Source organism: Staphylococcus sp. FSL W8-0056 (assembly GCF_037963075.1).
Lineage (GTDB): Bacteria > Bacillota > Bacilli > Staphylococcales > Staphylococcaceae > Staphylococcus > Staphylococcus aureus.
In genome coordinates, this window is record NZ_CP150142.1 from 1,272,273 (window position 1) to 1,291,419 (window position 19,147).

General features: G+C 31.2%; 25 protein-coding genes and 1 riboswitch. Of the genes, 3 read left to right on the forward strand and 22 right to left on the reverse strand.

The genetic code is table 11. The features are described from left to right. Positions 1-10: 10 nt before the first annotated feature. From argR to NSS86_RS06305, 10 genes are all read right to left on the reverse strand, one after another. Positions 11-463 (reverse strand): transcriptional regulator ArgR, encoded by a 453-nt coding sequence (gene argR, locus NSS86_RS06260; RefSeq protein ID WP_001124985.1) that lies wholly within the window; start codon positions 461-463, stop codon positions 11-13. A 431-nt stretch (positions 464-894) separates the two neighbouring features. Then, entirely contained in the window at positions 895-1,776 is an 882-nt protein-coding gene (locus tag NSS86_RS06265) for a polyprenyl synthetase family protein (RefSeq protein ID WP_000183383.1), read from the reverse strand. Continuing rightward, positions 1,754-1,984: an exodeoxyribonuclease VII small subunit gene (locus NSS86_RS06270; RefSeq protein WP_000159865.1), complete on the reverse strand. Its 231-nt coding sequence runs from the start codon at positions 1,982-1,984 to the stop codon at positions 1,754-1,756. The genes NSS86_RS06265 and NSS86_RS06270 overlap by 23 nt, the downstream gene beginning before the upstream one ends. Next, complete coding sequence (gene xseA / locus NSS86_RS06275) at positions 1,977-3,314, reverse strand: exodeoxyribonuclease VII large subunit (protein WP_001286928.1); 1,338 nt, start codon at positions 3,312-3,314, stop codon at positions 1,977-1,979. Before xseA ends, NSS86_RS06270 begins: the two co-directional genes overlap by 8 nt. Before the next feature lie 16 nt (positions 3,315-3,330). Then, on the reverse strand, positions 3,331-3,720 hold the full coding sequence (gene nusB, locus NSS86_RS06280; RefSeq protein ID WP_000087385.1) for a transcription antitermination factor NusB: 390 nt from the start codon (positions 3,718-3,720) through the stop codon (positions 3,331-3,333). A 59-nt stretch (positions 3,721-3,779) separates the two neighbouring features. Then, a complete protein-coding gene (locus NSS86_RS06285; protein WP_000241588.1) occupies positions 3,780-4,142 on the reverse strand; it encodes an Asp23/Gls24 family envelope stress response protein in 363 nt (120 codons plus the stop codon). Positions 4,143-4,156: 14 nt separating this feature from the next. Beyond that, the gene (accC, locus tag NSS86_RS06290; protein ID WP_000756612.1) at positions 4,157-5,512 is read right to left on the reverse strand and encodes an acetyl-CoA carboxylase biotin carboxylase subunit; all 1,356 of its coding nucleotides are present in this window, start codon (positions 5,510-5,512) and stop codon (positions 4,157-4,159) included. Continuing rightward, positions 5,512-5,976, reverse strand: coding sequence for an acetyl-CoA carboxylase biotin carboxyl carrier protein (accB, locus tag NSS86_RS06295; protein ID WP_001009516.1), 465 nt, complete (start codon positions 5,974-5,976; stop codon positions 5,512-5,514). Before accB ends, accC begins: the two co-directional genes overlap by 1 nt. Positions 5,977-6,449: 473 nt before the next feature. Further along, on the reverse strand, positions 6,450-7,007 hold the full coding sequence (gene efp, locus NSS86_RS06300; RefSeq protein WP_000626502.1) for an elongation factor P: 558 nt from the start codon (positions 7,005-7,007) through the stop codon (positions 6,450-6,452). Between the two features lie 25 nt (positions 7,008-7,032). Further along, the gene (locus NSS86_RS06305; protein ID WP_000087103.1) at positions 7,033-8,094 is read right to left on the reverse strand and encodes an aminopeptidase P family protein; all 1,062 of its coding nucleotides are present in this window, start codon (positions 8,092-8,094) and stop codon (positions 7,033-7,035) included. Positions 8,095-8,198: 104 nt separating this feature from the next. Here NSS86_RS06305 and NSS86_RS06310 point away from each other — a divergent pair, with 104 nt between their 5' ends. Together NSS86_RS06310 and NSS86_RS06315 are read left to right on the forward strand one after the other, a co-directional pair. After that, positions 8,199-8,780: a hypothetical protein gene (locus NSS86_RS06310; RefSeq protein ID WP_000737686.1), complete on the forward strand. Its 582-nt coding sequence runs from the start codon at positions 8,199-8,201 to the stop codon at positions 8,778-8,780. Positions 8,781-8,793: 13 nt separating this feature from the next. Beyond that, the gene (locus tag NSS86_RS06315; RefSeq protein ID WP_001244298.1) at positions 8,794-9,012 is read left to right on the forward strand and encodes an SA1362 family protein; all 219 of its coding nucleotides are present in this window, start codon (positions 8,794-8,796) and stop codon (positions 9,010-9,012) included. Between the two features lie 63 nt (positions 9,013-9,075). On the opposite strand, the gene NSS86_RS06320 is transcribed toward NSS86_RS06315, so the two are convergent. Beyond that, positions 9,076-9,906, reverse strand: a complete 831-nt coding sequence (locus tag NSS86_RS06320; protein WP_000141109.1) for a biotin/lipoate A/B protein ligase family protein — start codon at positions 9,904-9,906, stop codon at positions 9,076-9,078. A gap of 157 nt (positions 9,907-10,063) precedes the next feature. On the opposite strand from NSS86_RS06320, the gene NSS86_RS06325 reads away from it, so the two are divergent. Beyond that, positions 10,064-10,450, forward strand: a complete 387-nt coding sequence (locus NSS86_RS06325; RefSeq protein ID WP_001276571.1) for a rhodanese-like domain-containing protein — start codon at positions 10,064-10,066, stop codon at positions 10,448-10,450. 364 nt (positions 10,451-10,814) lie between these two features. On the opposite strand, the gene gcvPB is transcribed toward NSS86_RS06325, so the two are convergent. The 11 genes from gcvPB to comGA all read right to left on the reverse strand — a co-directional run bounded on the left by gcvPB (position 10,815) and on the right by comGA (position 19,119). Beyond that, a complete protein-coding gene (gene gcvPB / locus NSS86_RS06330) occupies positions 10,815-12,287 on the reverse strand; it encodes an aminomethyl-transferring glycine dehydrogenase subunit GcvPB (protein ID WP_000202188.1) in 1,473 nt (490 codons plus the stop codon). Further along, entirely contained in the window at positions 12,280-13,626 is a 1,347-nt protein-coding gene (gene gcvPA / locus NSS86_RS06335) for an aminomethyl-transferring glycine dehydrogenase subunit GcvPA (protein ID WP_000019691.1), read from the reverse strand. The genes gcvPB and gcvPA overlap by 8 nt, the downstream gene beginning before the upstream one ends. Before the next feature lie 19 nt (positions 13,627-13,645). Then, positions 13,646-14,737, reverse strand: a complete 1,092-nt coding sequence (gene gcvT / locus NSS86_RS06340; RefSeq protein ID WP_000093349.1) for a glycine cleavage system aminomethyltransferase GcvT — start codon at positions 14,735-14,737, stop codon at positions 13,646-13,648. A gap of 74 nt (positions 14,738-14,811) precedes the next feature. Further along, positions 14,812-14,909: riboswitch (glycine riboswitch) on the reverse strand. After that, the gene (locus NSS86_RS06345; RefSeq protein WP_001015120.1) at positions 14,896-15,420 is read right to left on the reverse strand and encodes a shikimate kinase; all 525 of its coding nucleotides are present in this window, start codon (positions 15,418-15,420) and stop codon (positions 14,896-14,898) included. Its footprint overlaps the riboswitch before it by 14 nt. Further along, on the reverse strand, positions 15,410-15,556 hold the full coding sequence (locus NSS86_RS06350) for a hypothetical protein (RefSeq protein WP_001792109.1): 147 nt from the start codon (positions 15,554-15,556) through the stop codon (positions 15,410-15,412). The genes NSS86_RS06345 and NSS86_RS06350 overlap by 11 nt, the downstream gene beginning before the upstream one ends. Positions 15,557-15,652: 96 nt before the next feature. Further along, the gene (locus NSS86_RS06355; protein WP_001788897.1) at positions 15,653-16,150 is read right to left on the reverse strand and encodes a competence type IV pilus minor pilin ComGF; all 498 of its coding nucleotides are present in this window, start codon (positions 16,148-16,150) and stop codon (positions 15,653-15,655) included. Next, positions 16,068-16,367: a hypothetical protein gene (locus tag NSS86_RS06360; RefSeq protein ID WP_000844410.1), complete on the reverse strand. Its 300-nt coding sequence runs from the start codon at positions 16,365-16,367 to the stop codon at positions 16,068-16,070. Before NSS86_RS06360 ends, NSS86_RS06355 begins: the two co-directional genes overlap by 83 nt. Further along, positions 16,354-16,800 carry a competence type IV pilus minor pilin ComGD gene (gene comGD / locus NSS86_RS06365; RefSeq protein WP_001788899.1) on the reverse strand — a complete coding sequence of 149 codons (447 nt, stop codon included), beginning with the start codon at positions 16,798-16,800 and terminating at the stop codon, positions 16,354-16,356. The genes NSS86_RS06360 and comGD overlap by 14 nt, the downstream gene beginning before the upstream one ends. Next, positions 16,778-17,089, reverse strand: a complete 312-nt coding sequence (gene comGC, locus NSS86_RS06370; protein WP_000472256.1) for a competence type IV pilus major pilin ComGC — start codon at positions 17,087-17,089, stop codon at positions 16,778-16,780. The genes comGD and comGC overlap by 23 nt, the downstream gene beginning before the upstream one ends. 13 nt (positions 17,090-17,102) lie before the next feature. Beyond that, positions 17,103-18,173 (reverse strand): competence type IV pilus assembly protein ComGB, encoded by a 1,071-nt coding sequence (gene comGB / locus NSS86_RS06375; protein WP_000776422.1) that lies wholly within the window; start codon positions 18,171-18,173, stop codon positions 17,103-17,105. Further along, on the reverse strand, positions 18,145-19,119 hold the full coding sequence (comGA, locus tag NSS86_RS06380) for a competence type IV pilus ATPase ComGA (RefSeq protein WP_000697220.1): 975 nt from the start codon (positions 19,117-19,119) through the stop codon (positions 18,145-18,147). Before comGA ends, comGB begins: the two co-directional genes overlap by 29 nt. Between the last annotated feature and the right edge of the window lie 28 nt (positions 19,120-19,147).

The following is a 19,147-nucleotide window of genomic DNA, read 5'->3' on the forward strand; positions in this document are numbered from 1 at the left end:
CATCGCATCCTTATAACAAATTGAAAATTCTTGACTTGATTTCATCACTTGCCTCTTTGCTTCGACAAATAATTAAACAAGTATCATCACCACAAATTGTGCCTAGTACTTCTTCCCAATTGATTTGGTCTAATATAGCTCCAATAGATTGTGCATTACCAGGTAATGTTTTTAGAACAAGTAAATTATCAGTACCATCTATATTAACAAAGGAATCCATTAAATAACGTCCCAATTTTTCTAAAGGATGGAATTTTCTATCATTTGGTAAACTATAAACATATTGACCTGAAGGTATAGGTACTTTAATAAGTTGTAGTTCTTTAATATCACGAGAAACAGTTGCTTGAGTGACATTTAAATCATAATCGTTTAATCGTTTAACTAATTCATCTTGTGTCTCTATCTGTTCATTTGAAATAATTTCTCTAATTTTTATATGCCTAACCGATTTTTTGGGCACAGTAAACACCTCTGATTACGAATATTTATACATTTATTTTAACACATGCACTGATTTACGACTACTAAACACCTTTACGTAAAAAGGGTAAACATGGTTTATCTATCTTGGTTATCTATTTATAAATATTTTTCATATTACGCATAACAATTGCTTAAAATATGTATAAAAATGAATATATGTGTAATAAACTTGCTAATTATTAGATTTAATAAGCGTCAATTGTTTGAACATATTTAATTAAAATCACTTTGATGTCACAGATACGAATATTGTCGTATAGAAATTGAAAATTCTATTTTTTAAATGAAAGTCTTCAACATAATTTTAAGTTTCAACATGAGAAAAATCGATTAACAAACAACGTCAGTTGAATATGCCTTTTGAGACATTTCAAACTTTACAATTGTTGCTAATCGATATATTTGCTTTTAGTGATCCCTGCTATAAAATAAATCAACGATTTCTAATAAGTGTTTTGTATTGAATTGTTCATCAATTTGCGTTAGTTCATCCACTGCTGCGTCTCTATGATAAGTCAATTTATCTTCTGCGCCATCTTTCCCTAATAAACTCACGTACGTACTTTTATTATTTTCAAGATCGCTGCCCACTTTTTTACCTAACTTTGCTTCATCACCATAGCAGTCTAATAAATCATCTTTAATCTGGAACATCATACCTAAATGATAACTATAACTTTCTAAATGTTCTTTAGTTGCATCATCGACATTAGCGATATCTGCTGCACTCATAACCGCAAAAGTTAATAATGCTCCTGTTTTTGTTTTGTGTATCATTTCCAAAGTTTCAAGATCAATTGGTTGGCCTTCGCTTTGCATATCTAACATTTGACCGCCGACCATTCCAACATGACCACTTGCTATTGACAGCCGTTGTAGAACTTTTATTTTTACTTCATCAGTTAATCTATCATCACTTGAAATAAGTTCAAATGCTTTAGTTAATAAAGCATCACCTGCTAATATCGCAGTCCACTCACCATATACTTTATGATTTGTTAATTTCCCTCGTCGATAATCATCATTATCCATCGCTGGTAGGTCATCATGAATAAGTGAATATGTATGAATCATTTCTAGTGCAATTGCGCTCTTCACACCTAACTCATACTCGGTATTTAGTGAATCTAAAGTGAGTAATAACAGAACTGGTCGGATGCGTTTACCTCCAGCATTTAATGAATACAACATGCTTTCTTCTAGCTGAGTATCCATTACTGATTTATTTATCGCAACCGATAATTCATTATTGACTTCATCTATTAATTTATTCATCGGTAGATTCGTCATTTTTTACATCCTCAGCTTCTTCTTTTATTAAGTCATTCACCTTTTTTTCGGCATTTTTTAAAGTTGTGTCACAAGCTGCTGATAGTTTCATACCACGTTGATATAAATCTAATGATTCCTCTAAAGATACTGTTTCATTATCTAATTTTTGAACAATTTGCTCTAATTCTTGCATCATTTCTTCAAAACTTTGCGTTTCTTTAGTCATTATTACACCTTACTTTCGTAACTTTTGCATCTACTAAGCCATCTTTCATTGTTAACGTCAATTGATCATTTTCTGTTAAATCTTTAGTACTCGTAATGACTTCGTCTTTTTTATTAACAATTGCATATCCACGCAACATTGTATTAGTTGGACTTAAATTGTTTAAGTTTTCTACTTTATTTTTCAAATCATTTTTATAACTTAATATCTTAGAATTCAATAATTTAACAAGTTGGTTTGTCAATTGAAGATTATTTTGTTGTTCTTGATTAACACTACTTAGTAATGCTTTTAAATTATAACGTTGTTGCAACAGCATTAATCGATGTCTCTGTTGTTCAAAAGTTGCCTGAATTTGTTGTTTCAGTCTCTTTTCTAAATCATCTCGACGTTGTATCTGTTGATCATACAATAAAGTTGGTTGTTTAAACTTGTAATACGATGACAAATGTTCAACATGTTTACGTTGTTGTTCTAAATGTTTCTTGATGAAACGAGTCAATGTAAACTGATATTGCTGTATTTGTTGCAGCAATTCATATTGGTCTGGTGTTGCAATAACAGCAGCTTGAGTTGGAGTCGCAGCTCTGATGTCTGCAGCAAAATCACTTAATGTAAAGTCTGTTTCATGACCTACTGCTGATATAATCGGTGTCTTACAATTATATATTGCACGGACGACAGCTTCTTCGTTGAAATTCCATAAATCTTCTATGGATCCACCACCTCGACCTACAATAATGGTATCTACACCTAAACTATCTGCATATTCAATTTTTTCAATAATGTCGTCTTTTGCTTTTTCACCTTGAACCAAAGTACTAATTTGTATTTGTTCAGCTAATGGAAAACGACTATTTATCGTTGAATGGATATCTCGAATTGCGGCACCTGTACTCGCTGTTAAAACTGCAATTTTTTTAGGAAACTTAGGTATTGATTTCTTATTCGCTTTATCAAAACAACCTTCTTCAGTTAATTTTTTCTTTAATGCTTCTAATTTTTGATATAAGTTCCCTATACCATCTAATTGCATTTTATTTACATAAATTTGATAGTTTCCACGACGTTCAAAAACAGAAACACGTGCTTCTAATAAGACTTCATCTCCTTCTTTAGGTTCGAAGTTTAATTTAGAAGCACTACCTTTGAACATCATGGCACTTATAACGCTCTCTTTATCTTTCACATTAAAGTATAAATGACCACTTGAATGCTTTTTGAAATTTGAAAGCTCACCTTTAATCAATACAGATTGGAGATGTGGATCTTGATCAAATTTATATTTAATATATTTCGTTAAAGCTGAAACACTTAAATAATCTGACATATAACATCACTCAATTTTATTTTTTTATATTACTCAATACACCATTTATAAATTTATAATGATCATCATCACTGAATTGTTTTGTTAATTCAACTGCTTCATTCATTACGACTTTAGCAGGTGTATCACTGTGTAATATTTCATATGTTGCCATTCTTAAAATAATACGATCCGTTTTTAATAAACGTGCAATAGTCCAATCTTTTAAATAAGGACTAATTGTCTCGTCTAATACAGGTTCGTGATCTTTAACGCCAGAAACTAGCCAATGAATAAATTCAAAGTCTAAATCTGGATTATCGTCTTTAATAAAACTTATCGCTTCATTTATCGTTAAATCACTGTCCTTCATTTCTAATTGAAATAAAGTTTGAAAAGCTTGCACTCGGGATTCTTTACGACTCATTTTTAACTCCTTCAAACGTTTGTATTTTTCTTTATTTAATTACTGAATTAGGTATGACATTACTTTTCAATAACGATTTGTGTAATGTGAATATTAATTTGCTTAGGTTCTATCGCTGTCATATTAGAAATTGAATTAAAAATTGACGTTTGAATTTTGTTTGCAGTTTTTGAAATATTAACACCATGTTTTAATGCACAATATACATCTATATATATGCCATCTTCTTTACTCTCGATTTTTAAATCACGGCTTAAATTTTTACGACTAACTTTTTCTAAATTTGTTTCTTTTAATTCAGCAAAATGGCCAGTGATGCCTTCGACTTCCGAAGTAGCTATACTTGCAATAACAGATAGCACTTCTGGCGCTATTTCTACTTTACCTAATTTTGAATTTGAATAATCAGTTACTTTGACCATGGATTGACCTCCTATTAACCTTCATCATTCATAATGCTATTTTGCTCTAAAAAGTTTGTATTAAATTTACCGCTTCTAAATATATCGTTATTCAATAATTTAATATGGAATGGAATAGTTGTATCAATACCAAGAACCACAAATTCACTTAATGCACGAATGCCAGCCATAATCGCTTCATCTCGTGTCGGTTCATGTATGATTAATTTCGCTACCATCGAATCATAATATGGCGGTATCGTATAATTAGTATAACATGCTGACTCTATTCGAACACCATATCCACCTGGTGCAAGATATTGCTCAATTTTACCTGGTGATGGCATAAAGTTCTTGTAAGGATTTTCAGCATTAATTCTAAATTCAATTGCGTGTCCTGTTAATTTAATATCTTCTTGTTTATACGGTAACACGTCACCCATAGCAACTTGTAATTGTAATTTAACTAAATCAATTCCTGTTACCATTTCAGTTACAGGATGTTCTACTTGAATACGTGTATTCATTTCCATAAAATAAAATTTATTATCATTTAAATCATATATAAACTCAATTGTTCCCGCATTTTCATAATTTACAGCTTTCGCTGCACGAACTGCGGCATTTCCCATTTCACGACGTGTTTCATCATCTAAAATTGGGGAAGGTGCTTCTTCCACTAATTTCTGCATACGTCTTTGAATTGTACAATCACGTTCTCCTAAATGAATTACATTACCATAGCTGTCCCCAACAATTTGGATTTCAATATGGCGGAAGTTTTCGATGAATTTCTCCATATAAAGTCCACCATTACCAAATGCAGTTTGAGCTTCTTGTTCTGTCATTCGGAAGCCAGTTTCAAGTTCTTTTTCATCACGAGCAACACGGATACCTTTTCCGCCACCACCAGCAGTAGCTTTAATGATGACCGGATAGCCAATTTTCTTAGCGATTTTCTTAGCTTCTGAGACGTCTTTCATTAAACCGTCACTACCAGGAACAACTGGAACATTGGCTTTGATCATTTCTGCCTTAGCAACATCTTTGATACCCATTTTTTGGATAGATTGATAACTTGGTCCAATGAACTTCAATTGGCATGCTTCGCATAATTCTGCAAAGTCAGCATTTTCAGCTAAAAAGCCATAACCCGGATGAACGCCATCACAACCTGTAGAAGTTGCAATAGATAAGATGTTCGGAATATTTAAATATGAATCTTTAGACAAAGTGGGACCTACGCAATATGCTTCATCAGCAATTTGAGTATGTAGCGCATCTTTATCCCCTTCAGAATAGATTGCAACAGTTTGGATGCCTAAATCACGACAAGCGCGAATAATCCTAACTGCGATTTCACCGCGGTTTGCAATTAAAACCTTTTTCATTATTTCACCTTAAATAACGGTTGGCCATACTCTACCATTTGTCCGTCTTCTACTAAGATTTCAACAATTTCACCTGAAATTTCTGCTTGAATTTCATTAAATAGTTTCATTGCCTCTAAAATACACACTGTTGTTTCATTTGAAACAGTGTCCCCAACTTGCACATATGCTTCTTCGTCTGGAGATGGCGATTTGTAAAATGTACCTACCATAGGTGCATTAATTGTTTTGTGATTATCTGAAGTTGGCTTTGGAGCTTCAGTTTTATTGCTATCAGTTGATTGTGCTTGAGGCATAGGCATTGCCGCAGCTTCAACTGGCATTTGTGAGATTTGTGGCGTGATAATCTCAGTTTCTTTTTCTTTCTTAAGCGTCACTTTGCCTTTAGTATCTTCAATATTGATTTCCGTTAAAGTTGATTTATCCAGAATTTCAATTAATTCTTTGATTTCTTTAAAGTTCATTATTACTGACTCCTTCAGTTTGTTTTCATCTACCCGTCTATTTTACTTGAGACAACTCTTCAATTCAAGCATGTTCATATTGCTGGCGACATTATAAGTCTATCCCAAAGTTATAATAAAACCACATTTTAAATTAAAAACACTTGTGTATTTATTACTTAACATTGACTCATCTTAACTCTTGATTAAAAATTTTATGCATTCAGTTAAACATATCAATGTTATTTTTATTAGCTATTATGTTTTATCCTCAACAATATGATATGTAGATATATACCTTTACTCATGTCTATGTTTTTTCACTACCAATTAGACGATTCGTTTTATATTTTAAAAATTATTTTAAAAATAAAAAGCCTCATATCAGCATATAACCTATAATCATTTTAGGCAATAGCTTTATGAGACTTATTTAGAATATCTTACGTTAAATCAGTATAGTGAATACAAGCTATTTGTTAACAAATTAGAGATTATCCTCTTGAAATGTAGCTTCCATCACCAGTGTTGATAATTAAAACGTCACCTTCGTTTACAAATAAAGGTACATTTAATATATAACCAGTTTCAACAGTTGCCGATTTAGTGGCACCAGTTGCAGTATCACCTTTAATACCAGGTTCTGTTTCAGTTACTGTTAATTCAACAGTTTTAGGTAATTCAACACCGATAGTTTCACCTTCGTATGTTTGAATTTGTACTTCCATACCTTCTTTTAAGTAATTCAATTCTTCTTTTAAGTAATCACTTGAAAGTTCTGTTTGTTCAAAGCTTTCATTATCCATAAATACATGATTATCTCCGTCAGCATATAAATATTGCATGCGACGATTTTCAATCATTGCTGGTTCAACTTTTTCACCAGCTCTAAACGTTTTCTCTTGAATTGCACCAGTTCTTAAATTACGTAATTTTGAACGAACGAATGCTGAACCTTTACCAGGCTTTACATGTTGGAAGTCTATAACTTTCCAAATAGCGTTATCAACAGAAATTGTTAAACCTGTTTTAAAATCATTAACCGAAATCATTCAGTTTCCTCCTCATTTTACACGCTTATGTTAAAACTATAAGGTCTTTTGTGCATTTAGTAAAGACTTGACAACCATTTTCTGTAATTAAAATATCATCTTCTATTCTTATACCGCCCAAACCTTCTATATAAACACCAGGTTCTACTGTAACACAGTTGTTAACTTGAAGTTTATCTTGTATCGTACGAGCCAGCATTGGCCCTTCATGGATTTCTAAACCAATACCATGTCCTAGTGAATGTCCAAATTCTTTTCCATACCCTTTTGACTCTAAATAGTTTCTTGAAATGGCATCAGCTTCTGCACCAGTCATGCCAGGTCTAATCTCATTAATTGCTTTCATTTGAGATTCAAGTACTATTTGATATATTTCTTTCAGTTTAGGATCTGGTTCTCCAATAGCAAATGTTCTAGTAATATCTGAACAATAGCCGTTATAATACGCGCCAAAATCTAATGTAATCATGTCGCCTTTTTCAATAATTTTATCACTTGCAACACCATGTGGTAATGCACCTCTATGACCAGATGCTACAATCGTATCAAATGATGGTCCATCTGCTCCTAATTCTAGCATTTTACTTTCTAATATTGCCTTTAATTCTTTTTCAGTCATACCTGCTTTTACAACAGTTAAAATATATTCATATGTTTCATCAACAATATTAGCTGCTTTTTGAATTAAAGCAATTTCGTCAACATCTTTGACGTCTCTAATTTTATCTACAGTATTAGAAATGCTTATTAATGATATACGGCTTTTATTTAATTCAAGGTATGTATCATAACTTACATGATGCCCCTCAAAACCTATATTTTCAAAATTTTCTTGGTGTAGCAATTCTTTAATCTCACCAATAATAGTAGATTTACGATTAATAATTTCATAATTTGGCGCCTGCTTAGTTGCTTGATCAATATATCTAAAGTCTGTTATCAAATATTGTTTATCTTTAGATATGATAAGTGCTCCACTGGTACCAGTAAAACCTGATAAATATCTTCTATTGTAATCCGAAAGAATGATAATCGCATCTAAATGTTTTTGTTCTAAAATACGATGCACTTGTGTTATTCTGCTCATCTTATTACCTCCTAGTGAAACGTTTGTGCATTTCAACTTTATACATTAAAATAATATCATAATAAGGATAAAAAATAATAGATATTGATTTTAGGGAGATAGTAATGAAAAAATTGGTTTCAATTGTTGGCGCAACATTATTGTTAGCTGGATGTGGATCACAAAATTTAGCACCATTAGAAGAAAAAACAACAGATTTAAGAGAAGATAATCATCAACTCAAACTAGATATTCAAGAACTTAATCAACAAATTAGTGATTCTAAATCTAAAATTAAAGGGCTTGAAAAGGATAAAGAAAACAGTAAAAAAACTGCATCTAATAATACGAAAATTAAATTGATGAATGTTACATCAACATACTACGACAAAGTTGCTAAAGCTTTGAAATCCTATAACGATATTGAGAAAGATGTAAGTAAAAACAAAGGCGATAAGAATGTTCAATCGAAATTAAATCAAATTTCTAATGATATTCAAAGTGCTCACACTTCATACAAAGATGCTATCGATGGTTTATCACTTAGTGATGATGATAAAAAAACGTCTAAAAATATCGATAAATTAAACTCTGATTTGAATCATGCATTTGATGATATTAAAAATGGCTATCAAAATAAAGATAAAAAACAACTTACAAAAGGACAACAAGCGTTGTCAAAATTAAACTTAAATGCAAAATCATGATAGGAGTCTTTTAATGCGTAATATAATATTTTATCTTGTACTTATTATTGCTGCGATTGGATTAGTAATGAATCTAGATGCCTTTATTTTTTCAATCGTCAGAATGTTAATCAGCTTTGCTGTAATAGCTGGTATTATTTATCTGATTTATTATTTCTTCATCTTAACTGAAGACCAACGCAAATATCGCAAAGCAATGCGTAAGTATAAAAGAAACCAAAGAAGAAAATAGATAAAAAAACGGAAGCACTTGTAGGTAAAATAGTCTACGTGCTTCCATTTTTTATTCTAAAAACTACTTTCTAAACATCCATTCATCTGAACGATATTTTTCAGTTAATTCTTCCACTTCTGCCAATTGAGCTTCTGTTAATTCAAGTGGCTTTAATTCTATATTTAAACCTTTCTTAAAACCTTTCTCGAAAGCTTCTTCCATTTGACTAATAGTAATGTGTTCATCTGAAATATCATTGATGGCAACTGCTTTTTCAACGAATGCCTCTTTCATTTTTAATTTTAATCTTTCATTTTTATAAATAAACATATCAAACAGTTCATCAATATCAATATCTTGTAAAATCGAACCGTGTTGGAGGATTACGCCCTTTTGTCTCGTTTGAGCACTCCCAGCAATCTTACGGCCTTCAACAACTAGCTCATACCAACTTGGTGCATCAAAACACACTGAACTTCGAGGTTGTTTTAATTTTTGACGCTCTTCAGGCGTTTTAGGTACCGCAAAATAAGTATCAAATCCTAAGTTTTTAAATCCTTCTAATAATCCTTGTGAAATCACTCTGTACGCTTCTGTAACTGTAGAAGGCATATTCGGATGCGATTCAGGCACAATCACACTGTAAGTTAACTCTTTATCATGTAGCACCCCACGGCCACCAGTTTGACGCCTTACGAGACCAAAACCTTTCTCTTTAACCTTATCAATATCAATTTCTTTTTGTAGCCTTTGGAAATACCCTATTGATAATGTTGCAGGATTCCATGTGTAAAAACGTATAACTGGATCAATTTCACCTCTAGAGACAAAATTTAATAACGCTTCATCCATTGCCATATTATAATATGGGTCTTTACTTCCTGTATTAATAAAATTCCAAGTTTCAGTCATATTCAAGAACTCCTATCAGCAAAATGTATAATATTTGATTCGCTAATTAATCAATTTAACTAAATGAATAATAATTGCAATTCTTTAGTGAAATATTTTGATAATTTGACCTAACAGTCTTATAATTATATTATCGTTTAATTAGGGAGGATGCAAGATGAGTGCTAGTTTGTACATCGCAATAATTTTAGTTATAGCAATTATTGCTTATATGATTGTTCAACAAATTCTTAACAAGCGAGCTGTTAAAGAATTAGATCAAAATGAATTCCATAATGGGATTAGAAAAGCTCAAGTCATCGATGTTAGAGAGAAAGTTGACTATGACTACGGTCACATTAATGGGTCTCGCAATATTCCTATGACAATGTTCAGGCAACGATTCCAAGGATTAAGAAAAGATCAACCGGTATACTTATGTGATGCCAATGGGATTGCTAGCTATAGAGCCGCTCGTATTTTGAAAAAGAATGGATATACAGATATCTATATGTTAAAAGGCGGCTATAAAAAATGGACTGGAAAAATAAAGTCTAAAAAATAGTTTTTGTAAATTTAATATACGATTTAATAAAATCTGAGTGTTAATTGATCATCAATAACAATACTCAGATTTTAATTTTTTAACAAAGCCTGTTACTATATTTCTCTAGCTTCACTGATCATTAAACTTAGTTTCAGCATAATAAAGAAAGTTCAGCTCATTTTCAATACGATTCAATTACCGCAATCTAAAAAATGAAAAGACAATTTCTATGAAAGAATAATACCAAACCCTAAGAGTTATTACTTCGGTTTATTTTTCTTGTTCAAATAGAAATTGTCTTTTTCAATTGATTTTGAAACCATTATCCTTAAATCTTCATACAAAGTTAGAATAATAATTCTCGGAATATGTGTTTAATACTTTATTTTTCCTGTTTAAGATTTTCAAACTTTAATATTGGTTTACGAGCAGCTGTAGCTTCGTCTAATCGATCAATCACAGTTGTATGTGGTGCTTCTAGCACTTTATCAGGATCATTTTTAGCTTCTTCAGCAATACTAATTAATGTATCGATAAAATAATCAAGTGTTTCTTTAGACTCTGTCTCAGTCGGTTCAATCATCATACCTTCTTCAACATTTAATGGGAAGTATATTGTTGGTGGATGTACACCGAAATCTAATAATCGCTTAGCCATGTCTAAAGTACGTACACCAAATTCTTTTTGACGCACACCACTTAACACAAACTCATGTTTACAATATTGTTTATAAGGTATTTCAAAGTGTTCAGATAAACGTGCTTTAATATAATTCGCATTAAGAACCGCTGCTTCCGAAACCTCTTTAAGTCCAGTTGCTCCCATAGTTCGAATATACGTATAAGCTCTTAAGTAAATACCAAAGTTACCATAAAATGGTTTTACACGTCCGATAGAATTTTTAATGTCATTATCATATTTAAATTTGTCGCCATCTTTAATAACCATTGGCTTTGGTAAGTAACTTGCTAGTTCTTTTACTACACCGACTGGACCTGAACCAGGACCGCCGCCACCATGTGGACCAGTAAATGTTTTATGCAAGTTTAAATGAACAGCATCAAATCCCATATCTCCTGGGCGAACTTTGTCCATAATAGCGTTTAAATTCGCACCATCATAATATAATAGACCACCAGCATTATGGACGATTTCACGGATTTCCATAATGTTTTTTTCGAAAATACCTAAAGTATTTGGATTAGTTAACATAATAGCTGCTGTATTTTCATTTACAACACGTTTCAAGTCATCAATATCAACTTCGCCACGTTCGTTTGATTTTACAGTAACTGATTTAAATCCTGCAAATGAAGCTGAGGCTGGATTCGTACCATGCGCAGAATCTGGCACAATGACTTCATCACGATGACCTTCACCATTATTCTCATGATAAGCTTTAAATATCATCAATGCAGTCCATTCACCATGTGCACCAGCAGCTGGTTGTAATGTTACCTCATCCATACCAGTAATTTCTTTTAATTCTTCTTGCAAACTATAAATAATTTCTAATGAACCTTGAACTTGGTCTTCATCTTGTAATGGATGTGATTCACTGAATCCTGGTATTCTAGCAACCTTTTCATTAATTTTAGGATTATACTTCATCGTACATGAACCCAATGGATAAAATCCGTTGTCTACACCGAAATTTTTATTTGAAAGTTCAGTATAATGACGTACTAAGTCTAGTTCAGCAACTTCAGGAAACTCCGCTTTGTTTTTACGAATAAATTTATCATCTAACAATGACTCAACAGAATTTGTTTTAATATCACTTTTTGGTAATGAATATGCATATCTGCCTTCACGAGATCTTTCAAAAATTAATGGACTTGATTTACTAGTCATTTAACTCACCAGCCTTTTCTACAAATGTATCGATTTCATCTTTTGTTCTTAATTCAGTTACAGCTATTAACATGTGATTTTTAAAGTCGTCTGAAACAACACCTAAATCAAAACCACCGATAATATTGTACTTCACTAATTCCTCGTTAACTTGTTGAATTGGTTTGTCAAATTTGACTACAAACTCATTGAAAGATGTACCATCTAATACTTCAAAACCTTTTTTAATAAATTGTTGTTTAGCATAGTTAGCATGTTCTATATTTTGAACTGCAATATCATAGATACCTTGTTTACCAAGTGCTGACATTGCAATTGATGACGCTAAAGCATTTAATGCTTGGTTAGAACAAATATTAGATGTCGCTTTATCGCGTCGAATATGTTGTTCACGTGCTTGTAATGTTAATACAAAGCCACGATTACCTTCATCATCTTGTGTTTGACCGACTAATCTACCTGGCACTTTACGCATTAACTTTTTCGTCGTTGCAAAATATCCACAATGTGGCCCACCGAATTGAGCAGGAATTCCGAATGGCTGAGTATCACCTACAACAATATCTGCACCAAATGAACCTGGAGGTGTAAGTAATCCCAATGCTAATGGATTTGCATATACGATAAATAATGCTTTTTTATCTTCAATAAAGCTTTGAATCTTTTCAAGATCTTCAATTGAACCGTAAAAGTTTGGATATTGTACTGCAACAGCTGCTGTTTCATCATCCACTGCTGCTTCTAATTTTTTCAAATCTGTAACAGTGCCATCTAAATCGATTTCCACTACTTCGAATTCCTTACGCGTCTTAGCATAAGTATGAAGTACTTGTAATGCTTGATAATGTAAACCTTTTGAGACTACAATTTTATTTTTCTTTGTTTGACTAAATGCTAAGATACATGCTTCAGCAAAGCTAGTCATCCCATCATACATAGAAGAATTTGCTACATCCATATCTGTTAATTCACAAATTAAAGTTTGGAACTCAAAAATGGCTTGTAATTCACCTTGAGAAATTTCCGGTTGATATGGCGTATATGCTGTGTAAAATTCTGATCTTGAAATCATAGCATCCACAACTGATGGCGCGTAATGATCATAAACACCAGCACCCAAAAATGATGTATGCGTTTCTTTAGTGATATTCTTGCTTGCAATGCGATTTAATCTTCTAAGTAACGTTGTTTCCGCTTCGCCTTCAGCAATATTTAAATCTCTATTTAATAAAATGTCACTTGGTACATCACCGAATAATTCTCCTATAGATTTTGCACCAATTGTTTGTAACATTTCTTGCTTGTCTTTTTCAGTTAAAGGTATATAACGATGACTCACAATGCACACCCCTTTTTAATTATTTATCAATTTGATTTTTCTTAACAATTTTCGCTTTTAATTGACGCTTACGAACTTGAACAAGCAACTCTCTACCCATTTCAAACTCATCTCTTTTTATCATTGCAAGTGCAATTGATTTTCCTGATGATGGAGACTGTGTTCCTGAAGTTACTTCTCCAATAATATTTCCATCTAAATCCATAACTTCATAACCAGTTCTTGCAATTCCTTTTTCAAGTAATTCTAATCCCACTGTTCTTCTTGGTGCACCATTTTCTTTTTGATCTTTTAATACAGATTTACCAATAAAATCAGCATCAATTAATGGTTTACTTGCAAAAGCGATACCACCTTCATATGGTGTAATTGATTCAGTTAAATCTTGTCCATGTAATGGCAATCCAGCCTCTAATCTTAATGTATCACGAGCGCCTAACCCACATGGCATAACATTATACTCTAATAAACCATCCCAAATTTTTTCAGTATCATCGATATTACAATAAATTTCAAACCCATCTTCACCTGTGTAACCTGACTGAGATAAAATGACGTTTGCTCCAAATAATTTGACACCCTGTTTAAATTCAAACATTTTCATTTCAGTTACATCTTCATCAACTAATTGATTAATTAAATCTCTAGCTTTTGGTCCTTGTATTGCTAATTGACCATATTGGTTTGATACATTTTGTACTTCAACATCAAATTTCTCTTTGTGTTTTAAAATCCAATTAAAATCTTTTTCAGTATTAGCAGCATTAACAACTAATAAATAATTGTCGTCAGCTAATTTATATATTACTAAATCATCAATAATACCGCCTTCTTCATTACATAAAGCAGTATATAATGCTTTTGAAGTAGTTAAATTATCAGTATCATTTGATAATAAATATTGCACAAACTGACTAGCATCTTTACCTGTTACTTCAATTTCACCCATATGACTAACATCAAACAGGCCAATTTCGTATCGAACAGCATTATGCTCCTCTTTAATACTTGAAAATTGAACAGGCATCGCCCATCCTCCGAATTCCACAATTTTTGCACCTCTATCAACATAATTTTGATATAAAGGTGTTTGTTTTAAATCACTTGACATTGAAATACCCCCTTAAAATTATAAAAACAGGATAGCAATCGCTACCCTGTTTATAAATCACCAATTCAGGAACGCGTTACAGTATTATCCTTTTGCCTGAGAGTTTCGTAATAAATTACTTGCACCTTCGGCGATAGAGTCTTAACGCTCTATTCTCTCTAATACTGATCACTCGCTTTTATTAAATTTAGCAATTCATAATATATTTCTGAAATTGATAGCAAATGACTATCAAATTTCTTGAATGCGATTTCATTATATCTTAAAATCCGCGAGCAATACAAGTCATTTAACTGCTTGATTGTCTTATTATTTGCATTAGGTCGATGTGGGTCATCATTGATTCGACTATATATAATATCAATATTACAATCTAACCAAATAATGTTTTTTTGATTTTTCAAAAAATTAAATGCCTCTTCACTTTCAATAATACCACCACCAGTAGCAATTATATCTGCAGTGTTAATACATTCTTGCAAACATGTGAACTCTAAATTCCTGAAATATTGTTCACCATGTTTACTAAATATTTCTGGTATTGTTAACTTATACTTCTCTTCGATATATGAATCTATATCAATAAATGATAAATTTTGCTCATCTGCAACGTATTTACCAATCGTAGATTTACCGGTACCCATGAAACCAATTAAAATTATTGGTGATTTATCATGATTCATGCGTTTCCCCTTCTTTCAATAACAAAACAATCTTATAGTTATAGTCAGTTTCAATATTATATAATGTCTTTAATTTTAAACTATATTGACTGATATAAAAAGTGAAAATGGAAAAATAAATTGCTGTTAGCATCAATAAGAACGGAGTTACATATCCTTTTTCTTTATATAAATCAAAATTAATAAATTATTTCACATCCTTTTTAATAGTACTCATTTAAATTCTAGTAAGTTATACATAAATAGTTTTAGTCTGCAGATTTGTACCGACTTTAACTGTTATCGTTATTTTAATAATAGATTTATAGTAGATATTTGCAGTAAATGCTGTAACATTATTAATCATTGTTATATTTCCTCTGTCATTTACAACTTTAATAATTTTATTATTTATTAATTTGTATTCGATCATTTCTTCACCTTTATGTAAAATGATACGCTGTTGCCTAATTTCAATATCGTTTTTATCTACACCTTTAAAATCCTCTAGAATATCTCTTGAGAAAAATTCGAAATCTACAGTTGTTAATTCCCTACTTTCAATTAGAAAAGTTTTGCTAAGTCTAATTAAGTCTGGAACAATTAGTAAAATTATACTTATAACCATCATCGCTACTAACATTTCAATAAGCGAAAAAGCTTTGACATTAATACTGTATACATGTCTTTTGATAAGAAGTGGTATTTTTTGAAATAGCACAAATTTGTTGGTCACTTTGCTTAATATCATATTTCCCTATAGTTACCCCCTTCTTAAGTTCTTCTTTATTAATTTTAGATACAGTCGTCAAAATTACTTTAGAAGCATCAATTGATTGTAGTTTATGGTTTATACTCGCTTGCATTTGATTCATCATTGGTATCAATAGTAATGTAATCAATCCAATTAGCAAAAATCCAGCCATACTATCTATTAAGAATGATCCTTTACACTTATAGCTTTTCATAACGAATTCTTCCTTTTTCAATATGGAATATTATTCTATAAATTGAATTGTTATTGTCAATTGTTATGCTACCAAATTTATTGATATTCCCTTTTTTATCAAAGGCAATAATATCAACTTTTGCAACATTAATTATTTTGCCTACTTTTAATTTTAGAAATCGTATTTTATTATTCTCTATTACTTTAATAGTGTCACTGTTTTCATAAAATCTAACATTGATATATCCTTGATTTGCTATAGCTTGCGACTTAATATAATTCAATTCAGTAATAAAAGAAATGATATTTGCCTCATCATCTATTACTCTAAGATTGCTTAATCCTTTAGATGTCATTGTCAAAAGTAGAAATATACTGATTAACATCATTACCACAAGCATCTCAATCATAGTAAATGCTGACTGCTTTCTAATTTGCAACTGCTTCTCCATTACTAATTGTTATTGTCTCTCCTGATTTACATGTCTTTTGTGCTTCTTTTATAAAACCATCTGCAATTAAGTCTTCAATAGACGATGGATTTCTATTATGTTTCAATGCATACGCTTCAATTTGACTATTAACCATTTTTACCTGTGCATTACAACCTGTTGATTGTATGTGAGCAGTTTGTTTAGCAATATTTGGAATGATTAAAATTAATAATAAACTGATGATTAATAACACTAATAGCATCTCTATCAATGTAAACGCTTGAGTTTTCTTAAGAAATTTAAACATATATTAACCTCCATTATTTTATACTTTGCATCATTTGAAACATTGGTAACATAATTACTAAATAAATTGCGACAATAAATAAACCTAAAATCAAAAATAAAATAGGCTGTAAAAACTGAGTCTGTTTTATCGCTTTATCTTCTATTTGTTTTACTAATATTTGCGAATATAACTTTAGTTCTACTTCTAGCTTCCCTCTCTTTTCACCTTGTAGCACAAACTTAATTAATTGAGGCTTAAAGCATTTTAGTTTTTCTAAAATTTGAGGCAAACCATATCCCATTTCTGAATAAGTTAATAAGTATTTACCTAGAAACTGTCTAAATGGATCACTACTATGGTTAATATAAACGTCTACTATTGATTGAAGTGTAATACCATTTTTATAAAACAACACTAATTCATTAGTTACAAAATAAGTTTTAAATAATTGGAAATAGCCTGATATTAGCGGTAGTTTCATCACAAAGTTTATCTTATTGAGCATATTTAAATTGTTATAAATTAATTTCATAATAATAGCCAACATAGATACTATTATGAGCATTACTACAATTATAGTAGGTAAGCTGGTAATGAAAAAAGACAATGTTTTTTGAAAAGAAGATAGTTGAATATTCATAGAAGTATATAATTGTTGAAACTGTGGAATTACTGTGAGGTTTAATATAATAATCATAGCAATAAAGATAGAAACTAGTATTAAGGGGTATTGCAGTGTCTTTAACAATCGTTGTTCTGACTTTCTATTCACTTTCATATAATTTACGGTTTCTTCTAGAACGTCTATAATATTGCCAAATCTTTCTGCCAAATATACTTGCATGACGATAGTATCGCTATAACCTATCAGTGATAATATTTGATTGCATGGTGCACCATTTGAAATTTCACTTAGAATGGTGGTACCTAATTGCTTATTTTTATATGTCATTTGAAGATTTAAAAATTGAAAACTTTGATACAGAGTGAAACCATATTTCAACAAATTACATAAATTTGAAAGTAAATCGATTTGTTGGGCCTTACTTAATTGTCGCTTCTTAGAATGTAGTTTAAATGTATTTATCCATTGTAGTTTCACAAATGACACCTGCTTTTGTCATATCATCAAGTTTATCTTCTAAGTTCTTAAATGATGATGGTAATGAATGATTATGGGAAAAGAAATATCGGAGTTGTTGCTGAGATAGAATTTCGCATACTAATTGTCGCTGTTGCTTAATAGTAGTTACAAGTCGTTGGTTTATAATTAAGTTAGTTGCCTGTATCAATTCTTGTACAGAAATGCCCATTTCTAATAGCCTTAAAATAGCACCTTTACAATCAGTTGCATGCAATGTAGTCAGAACAAGGTGACCACTTAAACTAGCCTGTATAACACACTTGGCAACATCTTTATCTCTGATTTCACCTATTAAAATAACATCAGGATCACATCTTAAAATAGCTTTAAACGAATTTACATAGTTAATGCCAGCTTTATCATTCACATTAATTTGGACGATACCAGGAATTTGCATCTCTACAGGATCCTCTATAGAAATTACATTTAAATTCAAGGCTTTATTCGCGTATGAGACCATTTGATACATTAATGTACTCTTTCCTGAACCAGTTGGCCCACTAAACAATAGTAATCCTTGTTTCTTATTCATGAGGTGTTTAAAATCATTGAATTTATAAGTTGATTTCTGTTGTTGAAAAAATTGAGGTACAATTCTGATAACACAACTTTCTTGGCCAAGTGACAATGGTAAAGTTGATATTCTCAAAAAATATATTTTATTGAAATGGTAACTATATCGACCGCTCTGTGCGACTTGCTGTGTAGAAACATCAAGCCCAGCTTGAAACTTCATATAAACTAATAACTTTTGATAAATGCTATTCCCAATTTGTTCATACTGCTCCAAGTTATCATTAATTCTAAATTTAATACTTACTTCATTTTTAACTGGAATAAAATGTACATCACTCGCTTTCATTTCTATCGCTTTATTAATTATTTCTTGAAATAGAATCTTCAAAAAAACACCTCCTACATATAATCACGTA